The organism is Enterococcus sp. LJL120, from assembly GCF_054871765.1.
The window spans coordinates 476,567-502,230 of sequence record NZ_JBTXLV010000001.1 but is presented as its reverse complement, the minus strand read 5'-3'; the positions used below and the strand labels follow the sequence as shown (position 1 = coordinate 502,230).

The following is a 25,664-nucleotide window of genomic DNA, read 5'->3' as shown; positions in this document are numbered from 1 at the left end:
ATGTTATAGTCTCTCCTTGAAAACTATTCGAGCTTATTTACAATAGAATTCAATTGTATTACTGCTCTCATAAAAACTTAAAAACCATTATTTTCTGTTAGTTCCTTAAACCACAACCCACTCTTTTTCAAAGAACGAGCAAAATTGTTTTCTAAATCTACTCGATAAAACCCATAACGATTTTTATAGGCATTTAACCATGACCAACAATCAACAAAAGTCCATGTATGGTAACCAAAACAATTACTACCTTCAGTAATTCCTCGATGTAACTCAGCTAAATGTTCCTCCATAAATTCAATTCGATAATCATCTTGTACCATACCATCTTGAATAAATTTTTCTTCACCTTCGACACCCATGCCGTTTTCTGATACATACCATGGAATATTTCCATATTCATTTTTAATTAACATAGCCATATCGTATAATGCTTTGGGATAAATTTCCCATCCTCGATAAGGATTCATTCGGCGTTCTGGCCAAATATATGGTTCAAATAAATCTTCGAGCGAAGTGATTGGATAATTAGGATTACTTGGAGCCTGAACCCGCATCGGTTGATAATAGTTTAATCCAAGAAAATCAACAGGATATTCTTTAATTAGCGTTTTATCCCCTTCTTGAGTTTGTGGTGTCAATCCAGCTGCTTTAATCAAGTCAATTAGCTTGTTAGGTATCTCTCCTAGAACACAAGGATCAATAAAACTTTTAATTGCAATCAAATCTGCATATTCTTTTGCTTGTAAATCTTCAGCACTTTTACTTCTTGCATAAGCGGGAGTGACATTCAAGATAATTCCAATTTCGCCAGTTTTCCCAGACTCACGAAATGCCTTCACCGCTTCAAAATGCGCTAATAAAGTATGATAACCAACTTGAACAGCTTTTTTTATATCGTGAATAGCAGGATAGTGAAACTCTTGCAAATAAGCTGCTTCAATATGAACTAATGGCTCATTAAAGGTTGACCAGCGATGAACTAAATCGCCAAACTCTTCAAAGACTGTTTTTGCATAAAAGCCAAAAGCATTGACAGATTCACGAGTTTCCCAGCCACCTTTTTCCATCAACCACCAAGGCATGTCAAAATGAAACAAATTCATGACAGGTTCAATCCCATTATCTAAAAGACATTGAAAATAGCTTCGATAAAAATCTACAGCTTCTGGATTCAGTGTTTTTCCGTCGGGCAGTAACCGGGCCCATGAAATAGATGTCCGATAAGAATTCATCCCAATGTCTTTCATCCGGCTAACATCTTCTTGATACATATCATAAACATCTGATGTATCCTCTGGCCCAATCTGATTAAAGAATTTTTCGGGAGCCATTTCAAACCATTTATCCCATGTGGTCGGGCTTTTACCATTTTCCGAACCATGTCCCTCTGTTTGTGGCGCAGATGCAGCTGCACCCCATAAAAAATTATCTGGAAATTTTTTCATTTCTGTTCCTCCTCAAATAGTTAAGAATGCTCAGTTGCTTTAATAGTTTGAAAATTATCAAGTTAATTAAGCGAATCAGTCGTATATTCTCTTCAACCTACCGCTTTGTAAAGTAAATCAAATAAAAAAGTGGCTTCATTTGGCTTTTTCAGTACCGTCACGACGGTCTTATTAAAGCTACAAAGGAATCGCCACCAATTCAAAGCTGCATTTTTTCTTATAATGATTAATGGAATAAAAATATACATTGCGTAAAAAACATTTACTAATTTTCATAGCTGCTATCAATAGAGATATTCTAATAAGATTCTTCCATCATTTGTAACATCTTTTTAAAATGACGTTTCTTAAAAAAAGTCATCAGTGATCCTATTAAAAGGTCATTTAAACGTTGGAATAAACCATAAGAGACCATAGATTCTTTATAAACTAGCTGACAGGTTTCATCGTTAACAGGAATAATCGTATATTCTGTAACAAAATCGTTCTTGGTAGTAGATGTTCGAAAGCGATAAATAGAATTTGTTTCAGCTTCTTCAATTTTGATTTTTGCACTAATGTTGCGGGAAAATTTTTTAACATATTCAAAGTCTTTTAATTGCTTTTCGTTCACAATTTTCCCAGTAACTGAATGAATATCATACAACACTGAATCAATAATTTTTTTATAAAAAATATCTGCAGGTATCTTCATTTGTCGTTTGACTTCCATTATTTTTTAGCCCCCTTGGTTTTCTTCTCTTCCTTTTTTTTTCCTTTGAAGTAAAAATAGGCACCAACACACACTAAGGTAATTCCGGTAGTAAGGCTTAAAAAATCATAGCTGGCAGTTATTGGATTCATTGCATACACAATGATTAAAAATCCAATACTACATAAAAACAGTCCATTTTTTAACATTTCGAACACTTCCTTTCCTTTGATCGACTACGCAGGTGTCACCTGAAAGTATAAGACAGAGCCCCAAGGTTGTGCTTTGATTAAAGCCTTAACTGTTTTAGCCGCTGCATCCAAATCGGTTGCTGTAGTTGTAAAAAATAATTTGATACCTTGTTTTTCTTTGTATGTAAAACTCACATCTGCTTCATTATATGCTTCAAGTAACTCAATAATTTTATCCTGTTGCATCGCACTTGCAATTGAAATCATTCGATACACTCCTCTTTTTTATTTATCATCTCATAAAACGGTTAAAATATAAACTAAAAAATGAGACTGCTTCCCCCTCCTACAGAAGCGTTAGCAGTCTCAATCAAGAATTAATCTTCCCCTAAACCTGGATCGATTTTATTCGCAGCAATAACGAATGGTGTGAAGATTAAGAAAGCTACAATCATACAGATAATCGTGACTATTGGTGCACGCCAGTCAGCTCCTGTTGCTAAGAAGGAGAGGAGAACTGGTGGCACTACCCAGACTACCGCCTGTGATACTGGATTCACCCAACCCATGATTGTTGCAAAGTAACCAATACCAGTTGTCACAAGTGGAGCGACAATGAATGGAATGAACATAATTGGATTTAATACAATTGGCAAACCAAACATTACCGGTTCATTGATATTAAAGATACCAGGTCCAATTGATAATTTAGCAACTGTCAAGTAATCAGCCCGTTTTGCAAATAGTAAGATTGCAATCAGCAGCACAATTGTTCCACCAGAACCACCAAACATAGTGTACGCATCGAATGAACCACGCACCCAGTAATATGCTTTGCCGTCTTGAATGGCGTCAATAACAGCAGCAGCACCAGTTTTTCCATTATAACCTTCTTGGAAAATATTAATATTGATTAATTGTGCTTGTCCCCAAATACCTTCTAAAACTGGTGCCATTACGTTGGTACCATGAATTCCGAAGAACCAGAAGATTTGGATAAACAACTGAACTAATACTAATGCACCGAAGCCCTGCGACAGTCCTAGGAACGGCTCCGCAATGTATTTCTGAATTAAATCGATTAATAATTGACCATCAGTAACTAAGCTAACAATATAATTGATGATAGCAACAACATATAAGGCAATTGTCGCAGGTAAAATAGCTGCGAAAGCTGTTGATACAGCTGGTGGTACTTGTTCTGGCATTTTAATCGTAATGTTTGCCAACATCAGTTTACTATAAATAATTGTCGCTAATGCCCCAATAATCATAATAGTAAAGTAACCATTGGCATTCAAGTGGTCAAGTTTTAACCATCCCCACAAGCCAACGCTTAAGCTACTTCCATCAACTGTTGCACCAATTGCAGCATTGTTAATGGCATCTGCAATGTTACTTGGTACATTCACACCAAGATCAGCAGAAAAAGCTGGACCAAAAGAAATCCCTTGAATAAAGGCAGCTAGTGAAACAATCCCCCCAGCTAAATCATTTACTCGATAAGCCCGAGCAAGGTTAAAGCCCCAAGAAAAGGCAAAAATTAACCCGGCAATTGCCAAGGTCCCATTCCAAACAAAACCATTCACTCCAATAATTTGTTTGATGACGGGAATAGCATTTCCGTCATAGCTCGGGTTGAACTGAGTAGGTAAATCACGAATAATTGCGTTGATCATTACGGCAATGGAACCCGCCATTGTTGCTGGCATTGTACCAATAAAAGCATCCCGTAAGGCAACAAGATGTTTTTGTGCACCAATCTTTGCAGCAATCGGTAGGATGTAACGTTCCATCCATGCAGTTAAAGCATCCATGTTTTTTCCTCCTATTTAATTAAATTTATAAAAAGTAAAGTCTCTCCCCAAAAATGAGATTTTACTTAATACCAAAAACACTTATTTGTCGAGACGACGATATAAATCAATAATTTCTTTTGCTAAATCAGTAAAGGCGATGGCTGTCATCAAGTGATCTTGTGAATGAACAGTCAACAGGGTGACTTGCATGTGATTGCCCTGTGCTTCTTGGGTTAGCATGTTTGTTTGTGAATGATGGGCCTGTACTAAGGAAGCTTCCGCATCGACGATTTTTTGGTCTGCTAATTCAAAGTCGCCGGTTTTGGCTGCTTGAATGGCTTCCATTGCATCGCTTTTGGCGTTACCGCCGTACATAATTAAACCCATGATTGCTTCTAAATTTTGTTGATCTTCCACTTGAAAAATTCCTCCAACTATTTACTTGGCCATCAAAGTTTCAGCTTGATCTAAAACTTTTTCGCCATTCATCATGCCGTAATCTGCCATGTTAATGACATCCAATGGAATGCCTTTAGGCGCAAGTTTTTGCTCAAATTGAGCTTTCATGAAGCGGACTTGCGGTCCCAAAAGTAGTACATCAACATTTTTGTTCTCAAGATTGTTGTCGGCTTCTGATGCGGAAACTGCAAAAATTTCTGCATCGACCCCACGAGATTCTGCTGCTTGCTGCATTTTAGTGACTAACAAACTGGTACTCATCCCTGCTGAACAAACTAACATAATCGTTTTCTTTGCCATTCGATTCACTCCCTCTAATTTATTTCTTACACTCTTATACAAAGCAAGAAGCGTGCCAAAAAAAACAAAAGGAGAATGCTTGAATAACAAGCATTCTCCTTTTGTTTTTGTGTGCACACACTAACAAATTACTGCACACTGTAGATTTTATGTGCGTTGTCGTGGGGATTAATTTGATTATTACGGATCATTTGGACAATAAACGCCACTTCATCATCTGGAATAATCACAGAATGACTCTTTTCAACTGGCAATAAACTAGTTTTTAGTAGGTCCATTTCCAAGCGATTCTCTTTAATAAATTTAGACAAATCTTTAAATTTACGGGGTTTCTGGCCTTTTTTCAAACTATTAATCATAAATGCAATATGAATAATAATGCCCGCTGTGACTTCCGGCTCCAATAATGCGTGCAGCTCGGATTCAACATGCTGCAAATTCAGCTGTAATGTTCTGACTAAAGCCGGCAGCATCTCAACTTGATCCAATTCCTTACTCAAGGTCTGGACAATTTTATCTGTTGGAATTTCATCGCTGACCATTCGTTTTAAGACTGCTAATTTATCATCGTTAAAAATATCATAGGCAGAGAAGAAGGGAATGTTTTGGTAATCGACATCCACTGTCCCAGCAATTGCCTTAATTTCGTATTTATCCAGTAAACCGTCAATGTGTTTACGAAACATTCGCTTTTCAATAAACTGCATCTGAATCAATTCGACTTGATTGGTATCAATGACCGGCTCAATACGCTGATAAAGCCGGGCAGCGACCCCTTCACCAGTAAAGCAAGTAACAATAACAGCTTTTTTCTTCGGCTCCATTTCTTCTTCCAGAAATTGTTCTCGGACCATCATTTCAAAGGAGACTTGAATATTTTGATACATGTCTTCTAAGCTGCGACCAGAAATCGCCATTCGCAAGGCTTCTAGGACAATCATTGTACTAGTCATTGAAATCGCCTTAGTCGGAATACCAGTTTCTTCAAAGATTAGGCTACCAAAGGAATTCAATGAACCCATATCCGTTAATAGCAAAATGCCATTGGAAAAATGTTCCTGATTGTTTTTAATATATTTGCTCAGCTGATTGTACATATTTTGGACTTCCATCGTCAGTGGCATATTAAAGGCTTTGCCGGTGGTGGTGCCCAGTAAATCCTGCGCTGTCTCCAACATACTGCTTGCTGTTGTGCTGCCGTGCATTAATAAAATCACGGCGACTGGATTTTCTTTGAAGGGTTGTTTTTCATCCACATCAATGGCTAAAAACATACTCAAGAAACCAATTTCATCAAAAGGAATCTCAATGTCTTCGCTATCTTCAATTAAATTGGATAAATCAATAGCCACCTTGAATTCATTATTGTAGTCTTTACGAATATTATTTAAATCGGGATGGACAATCATATGACCGTCTTTAATCCGCTCTAAGGTGCTTTGCAGGTGTAAGGCCAAAGCAAAACGTGTTTGTTCATTATAATGGCGATTCAAGCGTTCTTCGGCAATGTCATAGAGTTGATTGGTCAAGGCCCAAATATTATCAGGAATTAATTCTTTATGGATGCTGGCCTTAGCCAATTCTTCTACATAAGTTTCAAAGTAAGCATCGACATCTTTAGCAATCAACGCCTCTAAGTCAACTGTCTCAATACCATCTTCCGTCAATGATGAATACTTTTCTTCAATATCATTATAGACCTGCATGTTTCGCTCAGGGTCTTGAGACCAGACCACTTCCGCAGTCCCTGGTTCAAAGGTCAGGTACTGGCTTTTATTTCCAAAGAAACGCTCGACACTTTCGGGAATTTCTTTGATTTTTAACAGGCCTTTTTGAACCTGCAGTGATAAATCTTTTTGGCGAATCGTTAAATCCCGCTCGCCGTGTGTTCGATAATGTAAAAAAGATTTGGCGCAGACTAATTTCAAATCCCGTTTTACCTGACCGATGTTCCCCTCAGCATCATAGAGCATAAAGGCCAAGACGGCATCTTTTTCAACAACAATCCGCTGATTCAGCCGAAAAGCCTCCTGTTTAATAAAGCGAGTGATGATGCTGTAACGCTCATCGATGGAACGACTCGCTAAATTGGGGAGGGTGATAGCCATTGGAATTCGGCGATTAAAGGTTGTCAAAAAACTGTCGGATGATTCAGTCGTCGCTCCAATAATTTGCACAGAAGCCTCGTATGTTTGACTGCTTTCCCCTAAAGGACGGTAAATGCCTTTATCAATGAAGGTAAACAGCATTTCTTGTCCCTCTGGTGGCAAACGATGAATTTCATCTAAAAATAAAATTCCACCATCTGCTGCTGCCATTAATCCGGGGCTGTCCTCACCAGCTCCGGTATAAGCTCCTTTACGAATACCAAAGATATGGCCAAAAAGCAGCTGCGGATTCTGGGCATAGTCAGCACAGTTAAAGGAGATAAAAGGCGCATCTGCCGGTAAAGTTCCTGATTCTACGGCGAATGAGTACATACATTCCGCAAACATCGACTTGCCGGTACCAGTTTCTCCAAAAATAATTGTATGTAACCCCCGCGGCGGATATAATATCGCCGCTTTAGCCTGTTGGATGGAAACTTTTAATGAATCATTTTCTCCAACTAAATTGGTAAACGTCATCTCAGCAGAATTATCGACATGGACCTGAGTCTCTGAATTTAAACTGCTATAGACAACTGGCCGGCCAGAGGATTTTGTAATTTTATGTTCTTTATAAAGATCGCTTAAATAACGACTGGCACTGCTACGGTCAATCTGCAGCAGGTCGGCTAAAGCAGTGGCTGTCAAGCCGGTTGGTTTATCCTGTAAGACCTTTAGAATATCATCTTTTCGTGACTTCATCGAATCCCCCCTATCAGAAAACGATCCCCTTTTATCATAACACAAAGTTATTTTGAATTGTCCTTCCTATTGAGAAATGTAATAAAAAACAACGGTTACTTAAGTTTACGTACTTTTTTTCGTCCTTTATTTTTTTCTTTTTGATTATATTTTGTATTTTTTTAACTTCTTTGCTTATTTTCTGCAGAAGCTTCCTGATGTAAGGCAGCTCCATAAAGAAAAATCTCGTGACCGTCGACACCAACACTTTTTAATAAGCGCTGAAAATCTCTGAAATTACTGTCATGGACAAAGGTAATCACCTGACCTTTTTTCCCCATGCGACCAGTTCGGCCAGCCCGATGTAAATAGCTTTCTTCACTAGTTGGAATATCGTAGTTAATGACTAGGGGCAGATTTTCGATATCTAAGCCCCTAGCGGCTAAATCCGTTGTGAGTAACAAAGTCAGCTGTTGCTTTTTAAAGTTTTCAATGGCGGCTTTCCGCAGTAATTTATTTTGATCGGAGGCTAAAGACGCCACCGGCAGCTGCCGATAAAGGAGTTTTTCTTCGGCATCGCCTAAATCGCTAAGCTCGTTGAAAAAGACTAAGCTCTGCATCTCAGGGACGTTCGCCAGTCGTCTTAATTCTTCGCCTCTTTTTCTGGGAGTGACTTTTAAATAGTAATGTTCCAGCCCACTAGTTGATTGATCATTTTGGCTGACATCAACAATTTGAATAGCTGGTCGCAATTCTTTGACCTCAGGGATTACCTTTTGACCAGTAGCCGAAAAGAAGGCAAATTGGCTTTGCTGGTTGACGGTTTTGATGATCTGTTGGGGCAGCGCTTCGCCTAAAAGCTGATCGGCTTCATCAAAAATCAAGGTTTGAATTTGATGGGCTTTTAATTTTTTTTGCTTGATTAATTCTAACACCCGTCCCGGTGTTCCCACCAAGACTTCTGGCCGTTCTTTAAGCTTTTCAATTTGCCGTTTGACATTGGCACCACCAATTACCGCCTGGGTCTTTAACCCAAGGGCTTCTCCCCACTCTTTAGCTACCTCAAAAACCTGTATGCTTAACTCTTGCGAAGAAGTTAAAATCAATAGCTGCATCCCTTGCCCAGCTGTTACTCTTTGCAGTGTTGGCAATAAATAGGCCAAAGTTTTGCCTGAGCCTGTCGGGGAAATGCCTAAAAGATTTTCGCCGTCTTTTAACGGTTGGTAGGCCTGACTTTGGATGATGGATGGTTCGCTAAAGCCCTTTTGTTGCCAAAGGGCTTGCCATTTTTCTGGTAATTCTGTAATAAAACTCATTTATTTTCCTCGTTCTTACTTTTATAGTTACATCACTTTAGCCCGATAAAATTTTAAACTATTATTTATCCGCATCAAAGGTGATATCGGCTTGCTTTCTTAAAGCATAGATGACTTCGTTGACATTGCGGGCTAATTCAACCCATTCTTGATAGGCTTCACCTAAATCAGGATCGCTAGGATTTTGGATGATTTTTGCAAAATCAGTCGCCTGATCAAACATCGGCATTTTTTCTCCTTGATCAAATAAGACTGTCGTTTTTTTAGTAGCACGATGATAAAACTCCGCTTTTTCAAAGGCGCTAACACCACTTAAAATCAAAGTGCCATCTTCAAAATATATTTCAGAAGGCAAAAAGGAATCCCCAATTTTACCAGTCTGCAATGCGACATCAAAATCTTCATAGCGAAGGACGCCTAGGCCCAAACCATCAACACCCGTCGAAATTTTTTGGGCAAAATAATACTGGCTGCGGGGCATTCCAAACCAGCCTAAAGCAGCATAAACTAAGTACACCCCTAAATCCATGATGGTGCCGCCGGAAAAATGCGGCGAAAAGATATTCGGCTCTTCTCCGTCTAAAACAGCGTCATAGCGGGAAGAATATTTCATATAAGTGAAGCTAGCACCAATCACCTGTTTATCACAAAGGTAATCGACAATTTTTTTAAAGCCAGATTCATGGATATTGCGGGCCGCCTCAAAGAAAAAGACCCGTTTTTGATTGGCCAGCAGAATTATTTCCGCCATCTCATCCGGCGTTGAAAAAGCCGGTTTTTCGACAATCACATTTTTGCCAGCCAGAATAGCTGCCCGTGCCTGTTCAAAATGCAGGCTATTTGGTGAAGCAATATAGACCGTGTCCATGTGTTCAAGTTCAAAAAAAGTTTTTAGATCCGTTGCGATCTCGACATCGCTAAAATCCTCCACAAATTTTTGAGCGGTCTCTAACCTGCGGGAATATACAGCCGTCAATTCGTATTCTCCCGTGGCTAGCGCTGCATTGATAAAGACGCGGGTAATCCAATTAGTACCAATAACACCTAAGTTAATCATCTGAACTTCCTCTTTTCTTTTTAATTAGGATCGATAAATGAAAAATCTAAATCAAAAGGAATGGCTTCCTTTAAAGTCACTTGATTGGGGCTTACCTGACAATTATAAGCCAAAACCTGAACTCCCGCCTCAATTGCTTCGGCGAAGGCATCCCGTAAGGCCGGCTGCATGGCGGTATGAATCGTTGCCACTTTAACCGGCTGAAATTCAACGACAAAAATGACATAGCTAAGATACCCCTCAGCTAAAACAGCCGTCAATTCAGAAACATGTTTCAAGCCTCGTAAGGTCGGGGCATCTGGAAAGGCTGCTACATTAAAATTTTCCAGCGTCACGCCTTTGACTTCAATAAAAAATTTTTCGCCAGCTGCCGTTTCGCCATAAAAATCAAATTTTGAATGCAGATGCTTGACTTCAGGTTTAATCAGATTAATTTTGCCTGTCAGCTGTGGCAAATGAATCTGACCATTTTTTAAACCTTCCGCCACCAATTTATTGGGTAGCTGACTGTCAATATTAATCCAAAAATCAGCCTTTTTCACCGCAATCAAATCATATTTGGTTTTGCGGGCAGGACTATCTTGATAACTAATGGCGACGAGTGCGTCGGCAATTAATAACTCTGTGCCCCGTCCGGTATTTTTCACATGCACAATCACCAGCTCATCTTCTAATAAACACTCAGCAATAAAGCGATTGACCCTGCGGACAAATCGAGCTAAATAAATATTTTGATACTCCATTTTTTCACCTGCTTCTTTAGCATCTTACCATAATTTATGGGCTTTCACTATCGTTTTCAATGGAAGCATAATGCTGCTAAGTAACAGAAACCTTACAATTTTTTTACAGAAAAGAATTCCGCTATCATCTGTGACAGAATCGTGGTACTCTATTTTTGAAAAGGTTAAAAAGGTGGATAACAATGAGAAAAAAATGGCCTCTGGTATTAGGTGCGTCTCTTCTGACCGGCTTGGTTGGTTTGGCAACTTTTCCCAAAAAAGCCCCCAAGACAAAAGATGATGTCTTAAACAGCTATGTTGGTAACTGGCAGTTTAATGATCATCGCAAACAGACCCACAGTTTGAAAATTGAATCGACATTTTCCATCACGATTGATGATAAACTTTTAAAAGCGGTCTTAATTGAATTGACCAAAGAAAAATTAGTCTTACGGGATGAGTATGGTTACCATATCGTTGTTCAGCTTTTAGGTGACGGTCAGGCAACTTTGTATGATGAGGCAGAAGATAGAGTAATTGAGTTGCAACTAGAGAGTAATAAATAAAATTAAAATATCTAAGTTAGTCCCTTTTTAAGACGACCAACTTAGATATTTTTGTGTTTGTTTCTTGCTGACAGATTAAAGAAAAAATCAAAATAACCTCTGCAAAAATTAATGACAATTTTTGCAGAGGTTTAGTTTTTCTATAATTCATCAATTGTCTTACGATCTTCTGTCTTACTCAGCTTTCCTTGACGGCTAGCCAATTCAGCTGAAATATCTGCCATGCTAACCCCTTGATTCACTAGTAAAACCAGCAGGTGATAGATTAAATCAGCTGATTCATACACCAATTCTTCATTATTATTTTTTGCGGCAATAATAACTTCGGTGCTTTCTTCGCCGACTTTTTTTAAGATTTTATCCAAGCCTTTATCGAAAAGGTAATTGGTATAAGAACCATCTTTTGGTTGATTTTTGCGATCTAGTATTTCTTGATATAAATCATCAATCATGTGTGTTGCCCCCTTTAGTTTTCAAAATTAGGACTTTCAATTGGCGTGAAAAAACAGCTGTGAGCGCCGGTATGACAAGCCGGACCAGTTTGATCAACATAAACTAAGAGTGTATCTTGATCACAATCCAAAAACATTTTTTTTACTCGTTGTAAATGTCCGCTAGTCTCGCCTTTCTTCCACAGTTGATTTCTGGAGCGGGAGAAAAACCAAGTATAACCGCTCGCCAAAGTTTTTTGGTAACTTTCCTCATTCATATAAGCCAGCATCAGCACCTCTTGTGTTGTCTCCTCCACAACAATTGCCGGCACTAACCCTTTGGAAAAATCTGGAATCATTTTCGCACCTCCACATGATGTTCTGCTAATAAAGCCTTGACTTCCGGCACCTTAACTTCACCGTAATGGAAGATGCTAGCAGCTAAAGCGGCGGTCACCGGTGTCTTTTCAAAGACCTCTAAAATATCTTGACTGCTACCACAGCCCCCTGAGGCAATCACCGGAACACTCACCGCCTCAGCGATTACTTGGTTCAATGGTAAATCATAGCCCGCTTTCGTGCCATCAGCATCCATACTTGTAAGCAGGATTTCACCTGCACCTAATTCGACAGCTTTTTTGGCCCATTCCAAAGCATCCAAGCCAGTATCCTCACGACCACCCCTAACAAAAACATGCCAGCCGTCACCCACTTTTTTAGCATCGATGGCAACTACAATACATTGATTACCAAATTTTTCAGCCCCGGCAGAAATTAATGCTGGGTTGGCGATGGCTGCGGAATTTAAAGAAATTTTATCAGCGCCGGCCTTTAACATTTTTTGCATATCTTCCACGGAGCGAATACCTCCGCCGACTGTCAAGGGAATAAAAACTTCCGCAGCAGTCCGCTCGACAACCTCCACCATGGTTTTTCTTTCATCGCTGGTGGCGGTAATATCTAAGAAAACTAATTCGTCTGCTCCCTGCTCATTATAAGCTCGGGCCACTTCCACTGGATCACCAACATCCGTTAAATTAACAAAATTGACTCCTTTGACCACTCGTCCGTCTGTAACATCGAGACAAGGAATAATTCGTTTAGCTAACATTTTGCACCTCCAGCATTTCCTCCAAACTGACCTTGCCGCTGTAATAAGCTTTGCCGACAATCGCACCAGCCAAATGTAACTGAGCCAAATCAAACAAGTCCTGTTGACTGGCCACTCCGCCAGAAGCGATAATCTTGACGGCAGGTACAGCCTTTTGCAAAGCTTGATAGTCTGCTAATGTTGGACCGGCTAATGTTCCATCTTTACTAATATCTGTGTAAATTATCGTTTTGACACCCATCGCTGCCATCTCTTTTGCTAAGGTTAGGTAATCAGTTTGACTAACCTCTAGCCAACCGCTTACTGCTACTTTGCCATTTTTGGCGTCGATGCCGACAGCAATTTTTTCTCCGAATAATTCAACAGCTTCCCGCACCAGCTCAGGCTGACTTAAAGCAGCCGAACCGATAATTACCCGACTAACACCCAAAGCCAAATACTCTTCAATTTGAGCTAAAGTGCGGATACCACCGCCAATTTCCACTTGCAGCCCTAAACTCAAAATACCCTTGATAATATCTGCATTGACTGCTCTGCCAGCCAATGCACCGTCTAAGTCGACGACATGAATAAATTGAAAGCCAGCTTTGGCAAAAATTTCGGCTTGAGCTATTGGATCTGGATGAACGACGGTTTTTTGCTCAAAATCACCTTGGACTAAACGGACAGCTTGACCGTCACGAATATCAATTGCGGGTAATACTTGCATGATCAACGACCTCCTTAAAGCCTTTTAATAATGTCATCCCAGCTTCACCACTTTTTTCTGGATGGAATTGGGCCCCATAGACATTGCCCTTTGAAATCACAGCCGGCACTTTTAAGGAATATTGTGCCAGTCCATCAATATATTCTTGTTCGCAGTCAGCATAATAGGAATGGACAAAATAAAAATATTCACCAGCAATTTCTTTAGTCAATGCATTCTCTTGGGTGACCATCAACTGATTCCAGCCCATATGGGGAACCGGAAAAGCTTTTTCCTCTGGAAGCTTTTCACAGATTCCCGGAATAAAACCTAAGCCATCATGATAGCCGTATTCCATGCTGCCTTCTAAAAGCAGCTGCATCCCTAAACAAACACCTAGTAAGGGAATTCCTCTTTCAACCGCTTCATTTAAAACTGAAATCAAATTTCGTTGCTTTAATTGTTCCATCGCTAAAGCATATGCGCCAACTCCCGGTAAGATCAAGCCATCAGCCGCTAAAATATCTGCCGCTTGGTCGCTAATCTGACTTTCTAAACCGATAAAATCTAAGGCCTTCTGCACATTGCGGGTATTGCCCGTATCATAGTCGACAATAATAATCATCTACAACATTCCCTTCGTTGAATTGACGCCTTGAATGTCGGGATTATTGGTAATCGCCTCCCGCAAAGCTCGCCCAGTTGCTTTAAAGAGTGCTTCGATTTTATGATGACTATTTTTCCCGTGTAAAATTTTTAAATGCAAATTCATCTGCAGATTAAAGGCTAAGGCTTGGAAAAATTCTTCTGTCAGCTCGGTGTCAAAAGCACCAAGTTTCGGATTATCAAAGGTAGCGTCGAAAACTAAGAAGGAACGACCGCTTAAATCCACAACAGCTAAGCCTAATGTTTCATCCATCGGTACAAAACTTGAGCCGTAACGATTGATGCCGGCTTTATCACCTAAGGCTTCTCGAAGGCACTGGCCTAAAACAATTCCAACGTCCTCAACAGTGTGATGACTGTCTACCTCTAAATCACCGTCAACAGTCACCTCAAGGGAGATGCGACTGTGGCGAGCAAACAAAGTTAGCATATGGTCAAAAAAGCCGACGCCGGTTTGAATCGAAACCGGCTCTTGTTGGTCTAAGTTTAACGCTAATTTAATTTTAGTTTCATTCGTGTTTCGCATCATTTCTGCTTGGCGCATTAGTTTTCCTCCTCAAATCGAATATCAATCGCCCGGGCGTGGGCCTCAAGACCTTCTTTGCGAGCCAAAGTCGTAATCGCTTTTTGATCTTCCTGCAGCGCTTCTTTTGTATAGTAGGTAAATTGACTGTGTTTAACAAAATCATAGACCCCCAGTGGTGAAAAGAAGCGTGCGGTGCCGCTAGTTGGCAATACATGATTGGTCCCTGCAAAATAATCTCCGACTGGTTCAGAGGCGTACTCTCCTAAAAAGATTGAGCCGGCATTTTTGATAGCACCTAGATAACTCATAGGATCAGTGACCTGAACTTCTAAATGTTCGGGGGCAACAGCATTCATTAATTCAAACATTTCCTCAGTCGTATTGCATAAAACAATCCGGCCAAAATCGCGAATGGCCGCTTCAGCAATCGCCCGCCGTGGCAAAGTTTTTAATTGGGCCGCCACAGCAGCCTCAACTTTTTCACCTAGCTTGACATCATTTGTCACTAAAATCGCTCGGGCCAAGACATCATGTTCCGCCTGAGATAATAAATCAGCAGCAATATAATCTGGATTCGCATTTTCATCGGCAATTACGCCGATTTCAGACGGTCCGGCAATCATATCAATTGCAACTTGCCCATAGACCATTTTTTTGGCTGTCGCAACATAGATATTACCCGGCCCCACAATTTTATCCACTTGAGGAATCGTTTCCGTTCCATAGGCAACAGCGGCTATCGCTTGAGCGCCGCCAACTTGGAAAATCCGATCGACACCGGCAATTTTGGCCGCCGCCAAAATCACTGGCGGAATTCCGTCTTTTCCAGGAGGTGTCACCATGATAATTTCTTTAACCCCGGCAATCTTTGCCGGTAAAACGTTCATCAAAACAGAGGAAGGATAAGCAGCCGTGCCTCCGGGAACATAGACAGCCACTCGCTCTAAAGGAATCACCAATTGTCCACGAATCACACCAACTCGATTGGCATCGACAAAGGGCACTTGTTTTTGCTGCCGATGATAACTGATAATATTATCCTTGGCTGCCTCTAAAGCACTGATGACCTCAGGCTCAACTAAGTCTAAAGCGAAATCCACAGTTTTTGCGGAAATCTCCAGCTCGTCTAATAGAACCTGATCGAATGTTTCGGTAAATTTAACGACAGCAGCATCGCCTGTTTCAGAAACTTCTTTTAAGATTGCTGCCACCTGTTGGTCAATTATCTGTTGTTGATTGTTATTGCTTCTTTGATCCGTTGCCAAATCTTTTAAAATATCTGCCTTGCTGCCCTTTAACCATTTCATAGTGCATTCTCCTTTATTTCTTGACTGATTGTTGCCAGCAATTGAGAAATTTCTGTCCGCTTGCGTTTTAAAGCAGCCCGATTCGCAATCATTCGTGCAGAAATTTCCATGATATCTTCGTAAACCTGCAGACCGTTTTCTCTTAAAGTCGTTCCAGTTTCAACAATATCCACGATAGCATCTGCCAAACCTAAAATCGGCGCAATTTCCACTGAGCCTTCGATGCGGATGATTTCGACATCCTCACCCTTTTTTTGAAAATGCTGGCGGGCAACCGTCGGATATTTAGTAGCAATCATTTTCCGTTTATAATCTTTTAATTCAAAGCCGGCAGTTGATGCGACGGAAAATTTACAGCGGCCAATGCCTAAATCCAACAATTCATAATACTCGCCGGGATGTTCAATTAAAACATCCTTGCCGACAACACCTAAATCAGCTACACCATGGCGGACGTAGGTGGTGACATCCGCTGCCTTGACTAATAAAAAAGTCAGCTCACCAGCAGGGGAAGTAAAGGTCAACTTGCGATTGCTTTCATCAACAAAACTGACGTCGATGCCGGCCTTTTCAAAAAGGGCCAGCGTCTGCTTTTGTAGGCGCCCTTTAGTTAGCGCAATTGTTAAACTCATCTTATTCACCCACCTTAATCAGCTCTTGACCTAATTCAGTAATTACTAAAATTTCCGGAATCTGCCAGCGTTTGGCGTAGGCCTTCGTCTCTGCTAGCGTATCAAACAGAGCTAGCCTGGTTGTTTCTGTTATCAGTTGTTGCGCTTCACAAAAAGTTTCTACTGATGTGAAAATTAAACGATTGACTTGGTCCTGCTTCGGTAAAATACCTAATTCATACTGGGCTTCAATCAATGCATCCAAATTTAAAGCCACGCCGACAGCAGCTGTTGGCTCCATTTCAAATTTTTCCAAGAGGCGATCATAGCGGCCGCCGCTTAAAAAGTCTTCAGCAATTCCAGCACCATAAGCATTGAAAATAATTCCTGTGTAATAATCCTTTTTGGCTACCGTGCCTAAATCGACGGTAATCGGAAACTCCGCTGTCACCTGCGTCAAGTAGCCCGCTAATGTTTGTAAATCAGTTAATAATTGTAAAATCGGCGTCACTCGCGGCAGTAATTTCTGAGCTTTTTCAAGGGTCTCATCAATATCTCCGAAAAGCATTGGTAAAGCTTTGAGAAAAGCGTCGTACTCACTAGGGTGCGCTTCAACAAATTTTGCAACCGTCGAGATATTTTTTTCTGATAAAGCCTGTCTTAAGGCCTGTTTGTCCTCCATTGAAAAGTTCAGCTCCGCTTCAATCACTGGAACGATTGCGGCGTGTCCTAATTCAAAATGCACATGGGGGATTTGCATCGCTTGCATGACACTATAGCTCGCTAATAAACATTCCAGTTCTGCTTTGATTGAAGGATAACCGACAATTTCAATACCGATTTGCGTCAACTCATTGCGCATCCCTTCAAGCTGGCGGCCATCTCTAAAAATTTTGCCGCTATAGGCTAATTGCAGCGGCAGTTGAACCCCCGTTGTTGCAATCACTCGGCCAATCGGTAAAGTCATATCCGGTCGCAGGACTTGGGTGCGGCCTTGGCCATCGTAAAAGCGGTAAAGATTATCTTGATTTGCTACCACATTAAAGACATCCTCAAACTCAATTGATGGTGTTTCTATCCGCTGATAGCCGCGTTTTTTTAAGACTTCCATGATCTCTGCTTCTAAAGCGGCACTGCCGTAAGCTTTTCTAAACAAGCGGTCCCGCATGCCATTTGGTAAAGATTTTTTCCAACTCATCAGTCGGCCCCCTTCAATTTTTCCTGCAAGTAGTTAACAACTGCTGTCTCGGCTATTTCTGCCCTCTCACCTGTGCGCATATCTTTGACTGACACCGTCTGTTTTTCAATTTCATCTTCGCCGATAATCAAACTAAAAGGCACCTTCAAACGGTCGGCATAGCGCATTTTCTTTTTAAAGGCCGTTGCCTCACTATAAAAAATCACCGGCACATTTTGTCCTCTGAGTAGATTAGCTAATTTTAAACCGGCTGAAAAACTATTTTGGTCATAAGGTAAAATAACTGCGGCAACCTTAGTCTGCTGGGAAATATTTAATAATTTATTTTCTAATAATTGATAAAACAATCTGGAGAGACCGATTGAAATGCCAACTCCCGGTAATGGCGTTTTTGAGAAATGACCTAGTAGATTATCATAGCGCCCTCCTGAACAAATACTGCCCAGCTGTGGATACTCATCCAAAAAAGTTTCATAAACCGTCCCAGTGTAATAATCTAGCCCTCTTGTGATGCTCAAATTGAATTGAAAGCGACTTTCCGGCAAGTTTAAATCCTGCAGCACTTGATAAATTTCCTGCAAATTAATCAGGCCAGCTTGAAATTCTTCATTTGCGATAGCCAAATCGCTTAAAGCCGCTAAAACTTCGCTATTGGTCCCTTGAATAGCCAGAAAATCCTGCAGCTGCTTAGCTTGTTCACTGGTCAAGTTTAGTTTCTGCAACTCTGCTGCAAATTCCTCAGAAGAAATTTTGGCTAGTTTATCGATTAGCCGCAAAAGCGGAGTCGGTTCTGCCTGATAACCAATGGCTTTAAAAAAGCCATTTAACAATTTGCGGTCGTTGATTTGGATAGTGAATTCACCAATTTGAAATGCTTCAAAAATTTGATTGATAACCGCCGGAAACTCCCCATCAATGTAAGGATTATTGCTGCCAATCACATCGATATCACATTGATAAAATTCCCGATAACGACCAGCCTGAGCTCGCTCAGCCCGATGAACTTTGGCAATTTGATAACGGCGAAAAGGAAAAATTAAGTTCCCCTGTCGCTCAGCTACATAGCGGGCTAGTGGTAAGGTCAAATCAAAGGGTAGACAGAAATTATTTTTCCCCCGCTGTAATTCATACACCTGCTTGTCCGTTTCACCACCGCCCTTTGCCAAGAGGACATCTTTAAGCTCTAGCTGCGGCGTTTCAATCGGGGTAAAGCCATAAAGTTCATAGGTGTCGCGAATAATCGTCAGCAAATGGTTAAAGGCTAACTGCTCCTCTGGCGAGTATTCTGGAAAACCGCTGGCAATTCTCGGCTGGGTGATTTTCATATCGGCTGCTCCTTTATCTGATTAATTGCTTTTTAAGCTACATAAAAATTTGGAAATAAAAAAAGTCCTCTTGGCAAAAAAAGCCAAGAGGACGAGAATTGGTAAACTCCCGGGGTACCACCTCAGATTCATCTGCACTTCACAGGGCAGATCTCTGCTAGTTAATAACTAGAACATGGGTAACGGCCATCGCCGATTTTTCCTACTACTTTCAGAAAAATAACTCCTAGATGTGTTCGGCTTGATTTAGTACTTCCTTCACAGCTGTCGGAAGCTCTCTTAGACTAAAGAGCAAACTTACTTTTTCTAATCAAAGTTTTATTTTCTCATTCATTTATCATAAATTAACACAAATTTTTGTATCCGTCAAACTTATTGTGCAACCAAAGCTCTTAATTGAGCATCGACATTTTCTGCCGCCAAACGACCTTCTCGAATTGCCCAGATAACTAAACTTGGGCCCCGTTTGGCATCGCCGGCCACAAAAACCCGTTCATTGTTGGTGGTGTAATCATCTAAAATTTCAGAAACCCCAAATTCAGCCAATAAACTATGCTCTGGACCGGTAAAGCCCATCGCCAACAAGACCAAATCAGCCTTCATGCGTTTTTCAGTACCTTCCACCGGTTGGAATTGATTATCGACTTCGACGGTTTCAATGGCAATTAATTGACCCCGTTCCGCTCCTAAAAATTTAGTTGTGGAAGTAGAATAATACGTTAATTGTTCATCTTGAACAAAGTGAGCTTCCGCTTGTCCGTAGCCTTCTTTATCCACCATCGGATATTCAGGCCAAGGATTCGCTGGTGTGCGTTGTTCCGGTAAAATCGGGGTAATTTCCAACTGTTTCACCGACGCTGCTCCTTGACGAATCGCCGAAGCTAGACAGTCGTTTCCGGTATCACCGCCGCCGATTACGACAACATGTTTGCCTTCAAGTTTACGGCTAGTGGCGCCTTTACCATGTTTTAAAACATCTTTTGTTGCTTCTGTCAAATAATCAACAGCAAAGCGAACGCCTTCTAATTCCCGCCCTGGAGCTTTTAAATCACGGGGCACAGATGCGCCGCTAGTGATAATCACCCGGTCAAACTCAGCATATAATTCCTCAGCGGTTTTATCGGTGCCAATTTCAGTGTTGGCAACAAACTTAATGCCGACCTCCATCATCACATCGATACGCCGCTGCACAACGTCTTTATCCAATTTCATATTTGGAATGCCGTACATTAAAAGGCCGCCGAAACGATCTGAGCGTTCAAAGATTGTGACATTATGTCCCAATTGATTCAACCGCCAAGCGGCTGAAAGCCCAGCCGGTCCACTGCCGACAATCGCAATCTGAAAGTCAGTCCGGCTTTCAGGAATCCCTGTTGGACGCACCCAGTCGTTGTCAAAGGCCGTGTCAATGATGAAGCGTTCATTGTCATGAATCGCAACACCAGAGCCGTTCAAGGCCTCGGTACAAGATTTTTCACAGGGGGCGGGACAAACCCGGCCGGTCATTTCGGGAATCGGATTGGTGCGGCTCAGACGTTCCCAAGCCTTTTTGTATTCCCCGCGATAAACTAAATCATTCCACTCAGGAATTAAATTATCATTGGGGCACCCAGAAACTGCCCGCTTGCCACCGTAAAAAACACCGGTATGGCAAAAAGGAATGCCACAGCTCATACAGCGGGCGGCTTGTTCTTGCCGCTCAGTTTCTTCAAGGGGCGTTTGCAATTCTTCCCAGTCGGTAATGCGCTCTTCAACTGGTCGGTAAGGGTTATCCTTGCGGGGATATTTTAAAAATCCAAATGGATCTGCCATTTTAGCCACGCTCCTTCACTGCAGGTTTTGGCGGTGCAACTTGCTCGCCGATGACACTTTCAAAGGCTTTTTCCAATAACGCATCGCCTCTAAGTTTGGTCTTCTTACGTAATTTTTCAGTTACATTGATCATTTCATGGTACTCAGTCGGGTAAACCTTCACAAAATTAGCCTGTTCAGTTTCCCAGTTTTCTAAAATAGTCGTTGCTTTTTTGGAGCCTGTATAATCCCGATGTTTTTCTAACAACTCTTTTAAGATCTTATCATTTCCAGATTCTCCCAATTTAAATAACTCCACCATCTCAGTATTTAACTGCTCTGGGAAATTACCTTCCGGATCGTAGATGTAAGCTACCCCGCCGGACATGCCGGCACCGAAGTTACGGCCAGTGCTTCCTAAGATAACAGCCACACCACCGGTCATATATTCACAACCATGGTCACCGACACCTTCTACGACAACCTCGGCTCCGCTATTTCTGACACAGAAGCGTTCCCCAGCTCGGCCCATGAAATAGGCCTCGCCACGATTGGCACCAAAGCAGGCAACATTGCCGACAATTGGTGATTGTTCGATATCATAAGCAGCATCGCTTGGCGGCAAAATAATTAAACGGCCGCCGCTGAGACCTTTGGCCACATAGTCATTGGCTTCACCAATTAATTTCAGTTCCATTCCCTGAGTGGTAAAGGCCCCAAAACTTTGACCAGCGATTCCGGTATATTCGTATTTAATCAGTCCTGGTGTCACTTGATAATTGCCAAAGCGTTCGGCAATCCAGCCTCCCATACGAGCGCCTACTGTCCGGTTTACATTGTTAATCGGACCAGTTAAAGCAACTTGCTGCTGGTTATCAATCGCCGCTTTAGCAAAAGCATCCAGTTCTTTCCATTGGCGCGGTTCTTTGAAGGGATCATCACATTTCCGTTCAATCGGTAAGGTGCTCCCCAAAATTCTTGAAAAGTCTAAAGATTTCGCTTTTCCCTTGGCGACAAATTTAGGCTTCAAGACTTCCCCATGGCCAATCATTTCATCTACGGTTCTAAAGCCTAGTTCTGCCATGATTTCTCTTAAATCCTCAGCGACAAACATCATTGCATTGACTACATGTTCTGGTTTACCGGCGAAAAATTTCCGCAACGCCGGATTTTGCGTCGCAACACCTACCGGACAAGTATTCAAACTGCATACCCGCATCATTACGCAACCAACTGCTACTAAAGCAAGGGAAGCAAAACTATATTCCTCAGCTCCTAAGATAGCCGCAATCGCCACATCACGACCGGTCATTAATTTGCCGTCGGTTTCTAAGGTCATCCGCTGACGCAGGTTGTTCATAGCAAGTGTTTGATGGGCTTCCGCTAGGCCCATCTCCCATGGTAAGCCAGCATCCCGTACAGAATTACGAGGCGAAGCTCCCGTTCCACCATCGTAACCGGAAATAACGACAACATCTGCACCAGCCTTCACTACGCCGGTGGCAATTGTGCCAACACCGGTGGAGGAAACTAGTTTGACGTTGATTTTGGCATAAGGATTGATGGTTTTTAAGTCATAAATCAGCTGTGCCAAATCTTCAATCGAATAAATATCATGATGAGGTGGTGGTGAAATCAATCGTACACCCGGCGTTGAGCCCCGGATTTCTGCCACCCAAGGAAAGACTTTATTCCCCGGCAGTTGCCCACCTTCACCAGGCTTAGCACCTTGAGCCATTTTAATCTGCAATTCATCAGCACTCATTAGATATTCTGCATTGACCCCAAAACGGCCAGAAGCAACCTGTTTGATGCGGCTATTTAAATTGACGCCATTGGCCTGTGGCTTGAAGCGATTGCGGTTTTCGCCGCCTTCACCGCTGTTGGATTTAGCGCCGATGGAGTTCATCGCTTCAGCGATACATTCGTGGGCCTCTTGGCTAAGGGAGCCAAAACTCATTGCACCGACTTTAAACCGTTTGACAATCATCTCAGCCGGCTCGACCTCAGATAATTTGACTGCTGGCCGATCCGCTGCAAATTCCCACATCGAACGCAAGGTCGTCGGCTGCTTGATTGCTTCGTCATTTAATTCGCGGGCGTATTCTTTGTACAGTTGATAATCGCCTTTACGAATCGCTGTTTGGAAATTATAAATTGTTTTTGGATTAAAGAGATGGTGTTCGCCATCTGCTTTAAATTGGAAGCTGCCGCCAGAAGGCAGGAAATCGTCTTGCTTTTCGCCATAAGCAAAATTATAGCGGGCCAAATATTCAGCTTCAATCTGATTTAACGATAAACCGCCAATTCGACTAGCGGTGCCAGTGAAGAATTTTTCAACAACTTGGCCAGATAGACCGACCGCTTCAAATAATTGGGCACCGTGATAGCCAGCAATTGTCGAAATCCCCATGCGGGACATCACTTTGATGATGCCTTTTTCAGCAGCTTGTCGATAGGTTTCAATTTTATCCGTCATTTTAAAATCTTTAATTGTTGCGTAAGCTCCGTAAGGGTGAATTGCCGACGCACCAAAGCCAATCAACATAGCAAAATGGTGGACCTCGCAGACTTCTGCTGAATCAACGACAATCGAGGCCAGACCTCGTTTGCCTTTTTCCACTAAATAGTTGTGTAAACCAGAGACCGCCAATAAAATCGGCAAAGCCATTTGGCCTTCCTGCGAATTTCGATCCGTCAAAACTAAGATAGTCGCCCCTTCATCGACTTTTTCCTCCGCTTCTTTAAACATACTTTCTAATGCATGTAAAAAGCGGTTATCGTTTTCCTGATAGACGCTATATAAAATCGACTGCTCGACAGCTTTTTGACCTTTTAGCGCAACTTGCTTAATCTTGTCAAAATCAGCCGTTGATAACACTGGGCTTTCAATTTTCAGCTTGTGACAGTTTTTTTTATTATCAACTTTTACATCTGCATCCCGACCTAAGAACATTTCAGTACCGATAACTAATTTTTCCCGAATCGCATCGATAGGAGGATTGGTCACCTGAGCAAATTGTTGTTTGAAATAGGTAAATAAAGACTGCGGTTTTTCACTTAAAACTGCTAAAGGTGAATCAAAGCCCATCGAAATAACCGGCTCTTCGCCTTTTTCTGCCATTGGTATAATTAAAGTGCGGATAATTTCATCTGTGTAGCCGTTTAATTTCCATAAACGTTTTAATTCTTTTTCAGAAAAATCCTTTGCTGCTTCATCTGACACTTCAGCTAAATCTGCTACTGTTAAACGAGTGCTGTCCAACCACTCCCGATATGGATGGGCGGTTGCATACTTCTCTTTAATTTCTTCATTACGGTAAAAGTTACCAGTAGTCGTGTCAACTAAAATCATATTGGCTGGCCCTAATACGCCTTTTTCGACTACCGTAGCCGGTTCTAAATCAACGACGCCAGACTCAGAAGCCACAATAATCATCCGGTCCTTCGTAATTGAATAACGAGACGGACGCAGGCCATTGCGGTCTAAAGTTGCTCCCACCATATCGCCATCTGTAAAACACAAAGCCGCAGGGCCATCCCATGGAGCCATGAAACTTGACGCATATTCATAAAATGCGGCCGTTTCATCAGCTAATTTCGCTTCCGGTGACCAAGCTTCAGGAATCATCATCATTAAAGCCTGGGGAATATCCCGGCCATTGCGATAAAGATATTCTAAACAGTTTTCTAATTTCGCTGAGTCAGAATTTTCTTCATTATAAATTTCAATATGATGGCTGCGCATCCAGTTTTCGGCACCTCTTAGAGTATTAATTTCTCCATTATGAGCTAAAAAGCGAAACGGTTGCGCCCGATCCCAGCTGGGAAAGGTATTCGTTGAAAAACGAGAATGCGTTAAAGCAATGCTGGTTTCCATCGTTTTATCTGATAAGTCCGGGAAAAAGAGCCGCACTTGATAAGCGTGGAGCATGCCTTTATATACAATTGTCTTAGAAGACAAAGAGCAAATTGCCATTTCTTCTGGCGCATAGGTTTTTTCAAGCTTACGCCGCAGTCGGAATAAACGATCCTCAAAAGCGCGGCCCGCTTTGACATCAATCGGCTTTTCGACAAAAATTTGGACAAAGCTTGGCATAACTTTTTGTGCACCTGGTCCACAGTTTTCAAAGACAAACGGAACATCCCGATGCCACAAAACGTGATAGCCAGCCTGTTCAATATCTAAGGTTATGGCCTGTAGCATGTGGTCTTTATGGGTTTCTTCCTGTGGTAAAAAAAGCATGCCCACAGCATAATTGCCTTTTTCAGGCAATTCAACCTGCGCTTTGGCTGCTTGTTTTTGGAAAAAGACATCCGGCAAAGCCATTAAAATACCCGCACCGTCACCAGTATCAGGTTCTGCCCCAGTTCCGCCGCGATGATTCATCCGTTCCAACATAGTTAAAGCATGATCGACTAATTGATGGGAAGCCACACCGTCCATTTGGGCAATAAAACCCATTCCACAGGCATCTTTTTCAAATGAGGGATCATACATTGTTTTTTTAGCTTCCGGCAGTTTTACTTTCATGGACACCAACCCTTTTAAATATTTTGAAAATTCTAATTTTATTTTAATATTCTACCTTGTTTTTCACAGAATTACAATGCATTTGCAAAATAATTTTCA

The 25,664-nt window shown here is 41.6% G+C and carries 24 protein-coding genes and 1 other annotated feature; of the genes, 1 reads left to right on the top strand and 23 read right to left on the bottom strand.

What is annotated here, in order from left to right:
* Positions 1-77: 77 nt before the first annotated feature.
* The 11 genes from ACYSNU_RS02520 to sfsA all read right to left on the bottom strand — a co-directional run bounded on the left by ACYSNU_RS02520 (position 78) and on the right by sfsA (position 10,832).
* Positions 78-1,448 (bottom strand): glycoside hydrolase family 1 protein, encoded by a 1,371-nt coding sequence (locus ACYSNU_RS02520; RefSeq protein WP_461735643.1) that lies wholly within the window; start codon positions 1,446-1,448, stop codon positions 78-80.
* A gap of 298 nt (positions 1,449-1,746) precedes the next feature.
* Positions 1,747-2,160, bottom strand: coding sequence for a DUF3284 domain-containing protein (locus ACYSNU_RS02515; RefSeq protein WP_265455323.1), 414 nt, complete (start codon positions 2,158-2,160; stop codon positions 1,747-1,749).
* Positions 2,160-2,348, bottom strand: a complete 189-nt coding sequence (locus ACYSNU_RS02510) for a DUF3188 domain-containing protein (RefSeq protein WP_461735642.1) — start codon at positions 2,346-2,348, stop codon at positions 2,160-2,162. Before ACYSNU_RS02510 ends, ACYSNU_RS02515 begins: the two co-directional genes overlap by 1 nt.
* Positions 2,349-2,375: 27 nt before the next feature.
* Complete coding sequence (locus ACYSNU_RS02505) at positions 2,376-2,597, bottom strand: hypothetical protein (protein ID WP_461735641.1); 222 nt, start codon at positions 2,595-2,597, stop codon at positions 2,376-2,378.
* A 110-nt stretch (positions 2,598-2,707) separates the two neighbouring features.
* Complete coding sequence (locus ACYSNU_RS02500) at positions 2,708-4,147, bottom strand: PTS sugar transporter subunit IIC (RefSeq protein ID WP_461735640.1); 1,440 nt, start codon at positions 4,145-4,147, stop codon at positions 2,708-2,710.
* Positions 4,148-4,228: 81 nt separating this feature from the next.
* The gene (locus tag ACYSNU_RS02495; protein WP_461735639.1) at positions 4,229-4,546 is read right to left on the bottom strand and encodes a PTS lactose/cellobiose transporter subunit IIA; all 318 of its coding nucleotides are present in this window, start codon (positions 4,544-4,546) and stop codon (positions 4,229-4,231) included.
* 21 nt (positions 4,547-4,567) lie between these two features.
* Entirely contained in the window at positions 4,568-4,888 is a 321-nt protein-coding gene (locus ACYSNU_RS02490) for a PTS sugar transporter subunit IIB (RefSeq protein WP_265455331.1), read from the bottom strand.
* Between the two features lie 128 nt (positions 4,889-5,016).
* On the bottom strand, positions 5,017-7,737 hold the full coding sequence (locus ACYSNU_RS02485) for a sigma 54-interacting transcriptional regulator (RefSeq protein WP_461735638.1): 2,721 nt from the start codon (positions 7,735-7,737) through the stop codon (positions 5,017-5,019).
* A gap of 161 nt (positions 7,738-7,898) precedes the next feature.
* The gene (locus ACYSNU_RS02480; protein ID WP_461735637.1) at positions 7,899-9,032 is read right to left on the bottom strand and encodes a DEAD/DEAH box helicase; all 1,134 of its coding nucleotides are present in this window, start codon (positions 9,030-9,032) and stop codon (positions 7,899-7,901) included.
* Positions 9,033-9,093: 61 nt separating this feature from the next.
* Positions 9,094-10,089, bottom strand: a complete 996-nt coding sequence (locus tag ACYSNU_RS02475; protein ID WP_461735636.1) for a Gfo/Idh/MocA family protein — start codon at positions 10,087-10,089, stop codon at positions 9,094-9,096.
* 20 nt (positions 10,090-10,109) lie between these two features.
* The gene (sfsA, locus tag ACYSNU_RS02470; RefSeq protein ID WP_461735635.1) at positions 10,110-10,832 is read right to left on the bottom strand and encodes a DNA/RNA nuclease SfsA; all 723 of its coding nucleotides are present in this window, start codon (positions 10,830-10,832) and stop codon (positions 10,110-10,112) included.
* Between the two features lie 182 nt (positions 10,833-11,014).
* On the opposite strand from sfsA, the gene ACYSNU_RS02465 reads away from it, so the two are divergent.
* Positions 11,015-11,377, top strand: coding sequence for a DUF4828 domain-containing protein (locus tag ACYSNU_RS02465; RefSeq protein ID WP_461735634.1), 363 nt, complete (start codon positions 11,015-11,017; stop codon positions 11,375-11,377).
* A 140-nt stretch (positions 11,378-11,517) separates the two neighbouring features.
* Here the strand turns inward: ACYSNU_RS02465 and hisE are convergent, their stop codons facing one another.
* The 12 genes from hisE to gltB form a co-directional block, all read right to left on the bottom strand.
* A complete protein-coding gene (gene hisE, locus ACYSNU_RS02460) occupies positions 11,518-11,829 on the bottom strand; it encodes a phosphoribosyl-ATP diphosphatase (protein ID WP_461735633.1) in 312 nt (103 codons plus the stop codon).
* A gap of 14 nt (positions 11,830-11,843) precedes the next feature.
* Positions 11,844-12,167, bottom strand: coding sequence for a phosphoribosyl-AMP cyclohydrolase (gene hisI, locus ACYSNU_RS02455; RefSeq protein ID WP_265455343.1), 324 nt, complete (start codon positions 12,165-12,167; stop codon positions 11,844-11,846).
* Positions 12,164-12,919 carry an imidazole glycerol phosphate synthase subunit HisF gene (hisF, locus tag ACYSNU_RS02450; protein ID WP_461735632.1) on the bottom strand — a complete coding sequence of 252 codons (756 nt, stop codon included), beginning with the start codon at positions 12,917-12,919 and terminating at the stop codon, positions 12,164-12,166. Before hisF ends, hisI begins: the two co-directional genes overlap by 4 nt.
* A complete protein-coding gene (gene hisA / locus ACYSNU_RS02445; protein ID WP_461735631.1) occupies positions 12,909-13,628 on the bottom strand; it encodes a 1-(5-phosphoribosyl)-5-[(5-phosphoribosylamino)methylideneamino]imidazole-4-carboxamide isomerase in 720 nt (239 codons plus the stop codon). Before hisA ends, hisF begins: the two co-directional genes overlap by 11 nt.
* Positions 13,606-14,232 (bottom strand): imidazole glycerol phosphate synthase subunit HisH, encoded by a 627-nt coding sequence (hisH, locus tag ACYSNU_RS02440; protein WP_461735630.1) that lies wholly within the window; start codon positions 14,230-14,232, stop codon positions 13,606-13,608. The genes hisA and hisH overlap by 23 nt, the downstream gene beginning before the upstream one ends.
* The gene (hisB, locus tag ACYSNU_RS02435; RefSeq protein ID WP_461735629.1) at positions 14,233-14,817 is read right to left on the bottom strand and encodes an imidazoleglycerol-phosphate dehydratase HisB; all 585 of its coding nucleotides are present in this window, start codon (positions 14,815-14,817) and stop codon (positions 14,233-14,235) included.
* Entirely contained in the window at positions 14,817-16,106 is a 1,290-nt protein-coding gene (hisD, locus tag ACYSNU_RS02430; protein ID WP_461735628.1) for a histidinol dehydrogenase, read from the bottom strand. Before hisD ends, hisB begins: the two co-directional genes overlap by 1 nt.
* Positions 16,103-16,738, bottom strand: a complete 636-nt coding sequence (gene hisG / locus ACYSNU_RS02425) for an ATP phosphoribosyltransferase (RefSeq protein WP_461735627.1) — start codon at positions 16,736-16,738, stop codon at positions 16,103-16,105. The genes hisD and hisG overlap by 4 nt, the downstream gene beginning before the upstream one ends.
* A 1-nt stretch (position 16,739) precedes the next feature.
* Positions 16,740-17,915, bottom strand: a complete 1,176-nt coding sequence (locus ACYSNU_RS02420; RefSeq protein WP_461735626.1) for an ATP phosphoribosyltransferase regulatory subunit — start codon at positions 17,913-17,915, stop codon at positions 16,740-16,742.
* Positions 17,915-19,240: a histidine--tRNA ligase gene (hisS, locus tag ACYSNU_RS02415; protein ID WP_461735625.1), complete on the bottom strand. Its 1,326-nt coding sequence runs from the start codon at positions 19,238-19,240 to the stop codon at positions 17,915-17,917. The genes ACYSNU_RS02420 and hisS overlap by 1 nt, the downstream gene beginning before the upstream one ends.
* Positions 19,241-19,324: 84 nt before the next feature.
* Positions 19,325-19,563: a binding site (T-box leader), on the bottom strand.
* Positions 19,564-19,612: 49 nt separating this feature from the next.
* Positions 19,613-21,052, bottom strand: coding sequence for a glutamate synthase subunit beta (locus tag ACYSNU_RS02410; protein WP_461735624.1), 1,440 nt, complete (start codon positions 21,050-21,052; stop codon positions 19,613-19,615).
* A gap of 1 nt (position 21,053) precedes the next feature.
* The gene (gltB, locus tag ACYSNU_RS02405) at positions 21,054-25,565 is read right to left on the bottom strand and encodes a glutamate synthase large subunit (RefSeq protein WP_461735623.1); all 4,512 of its coding nucleotides are present in this window, start codon (positions 25,563-25,565) and stop codon (positions 21,054-21,056) included.
* Positions 25,566-25,664: the final 99 nt, after the last annotated feature.